We start from the raw sequence: 1,871 nt of genomic DNA on the forward strand, positions 1-1,871 counted from the left end.
CAAACAGGCTTGACAATCACCCAACCACATGCTTGGAAAGCACCGACGATGAGCAATCATCGCCCGACCACTTCTGACCAATCCATAGGCACCCGAACTGTGAGATTTAGCCATACGCCGTACAACAGCGACCTGATCTATTGGGCTGCACCGAGCAAAGCCAGTCCATAGCGATAGCTCAATGTGCGCTCAGATCCGGGTTTCGGTATATATAGAAAATTCTTATGACCGACCACGACGTTACATGAATATTCCGGCTAGGCTCACTTCCCTTCACCGCCTGACATCGCTCGCCGATTCCGTTGCCAGCACAAGACGGGCATATCTATTAGCGCTTACCACCACCATTTCGTTCGCCGTATTTATAGCCGCATTTTACCTGAAACTGGTGTACCCAATATTTCTTCCCGCTGACATGAGCAATCCTGCAGTACAGCGCCTTATTGCATCAAAGGATTTTCAAGCAACAACACATCCATTCTTCACCAGGTTGAAAAAATTCAATTCGCGACAACCCGGTGAAACACCGCCATTTCCGGATGATCTTTTCGTATCAGACGAATCCCAGATAGGTGTAACCGTCAACTTCCACTATAAACTCGTGCCACAGGACGCCAACTGGTTACCAAAGACAATCAATGGTTCACATCCATCGCTTCGTCAGTACCGGTATGATCAGGAAATCACCGTACGCCCCACACCATGGTTGCTAATTACCATGGCCATGATCGAGTGCCTATATTTCGGTCTGTTTTTGTTATCGTATGTCCAGTGGTCCAAGTCAAAGGCTCGTACCTTGGAGAAAGGTGTATTACGCGCCTACCGTGATGCGTCGATAGAAGCGACTTTAATGCCGCCCCCACCAAAGCCTTCATTGAATACGATACATAACTTGCTCTATCACTTTCATCACTTTTATAAGCACTTACGTCAACGCTCTCGCGGCCGCATAGGCTTTGATAGCGACGACGAATTTGACCTACAAGACGCATTAGAAGCGGCTTTGCACCTGCACTTTACCGATGTAAAACGCGAAGAAACCACTCCATCTTGGGCAGGTTCATCAACGAGAATTGATTTTTTAGTACCTGAAGCTGAAGCCGCCATTGAGGTGAAGCGCGTCAGACCAGATCATCGCGAAAAAAGTCTGGCCAATGAACTATTACTCGATATTGCACGCTACCCGACACACCCCGGCTGCACTCACCTGTTTTTTCTTATATATGACCCCGATGAACGCTTAACCAATCCCCAAGGCCTACAGACTGACATCGAAAGCACAGCCAGCACCCTTAAGGTTCACGTAGTTGTGGTACCACGCCGTTAACAATCACATTTTTTGCCATTGTTCTTCATATTGCGTACTCGGACTGACGACACGGACTTCTAGACCGACATACAAACACCGGAGCCATCACCAAAAAGAGTAACGACGCAGCGCTCTTCACTCAGAGCCCATCAGTCCTGCACCAGCACGAGCCGCAGAGTTGCGGTCCAATTCTAATGCCCGCCTGTAAGCTAAACTTCACTAATGAAATATCCTTAACTTAGCGTCTATCATGCAGACATAGTTTCGTCAGCGTCCCTTGAGATTTCCACGGTCAACACTCCACCCGTTCTCTTCACATAGCTAATAATCCGAACATAACCGTCAATATCTTCCGGCAGCATTTCTGCTGGAATGTTCTCGTCCGTCACCTTGTTGGTAGACACTCTCTCTTTAGCGCCACCATTCTTGAAATATAGAAATGCATCGCGAATTTCAGGGTAGGGACTTTTATACCCCGCCCACTTGTCCAACAAATTTTCCAATCTATCTATATTGCTGTTGTCTTTATTGTGCCTAGCTCCTTTTGGAGTCGAGGCATTGA

2 protein-coding genes are annotated in these 1,871 nt (G+C 47.6%); one reads left to right on the forward strand and one right to left on the reverse strand.

All coding sequences use genetic code 11. The features are described 5' to 3' along the window. Positions 1-244: 244 nt before the first annotated feature. Complete coding sequence (locus BTJ49_RS15640) at positions 245-1,327, forward strand: hypothetical protein (protein WP_146742389.1); 1,083 nt, start codon at positions 245-247, stop codon at positions 1,325-1,327. A gap of 230 nt (positions 1,328-1,557) precedes the next feature. Here BTJ49_RS15640 and BTJ49_RS15810 read toward each other — a convergent pair. After that, on the reverse strand, positions 1,558-1,871 hold a 314-nt coding region (locus BTJ49_RS15810), incomplete at its 5' end, for a hypothetical protein (protein ID WP_168184783.1).

This window comes from Oleiagrimonas sp. MCCC 1A03011, from assembly GCF_003267965.1.
Classification (GTDB): domain Bacteria; phylum Pseudomonadota; class Gammaproteobacteria; order Xanthomonadales; family Rhodanobacteraceae; genus Oleiagrimonas; species Oleiagrimonas citrea.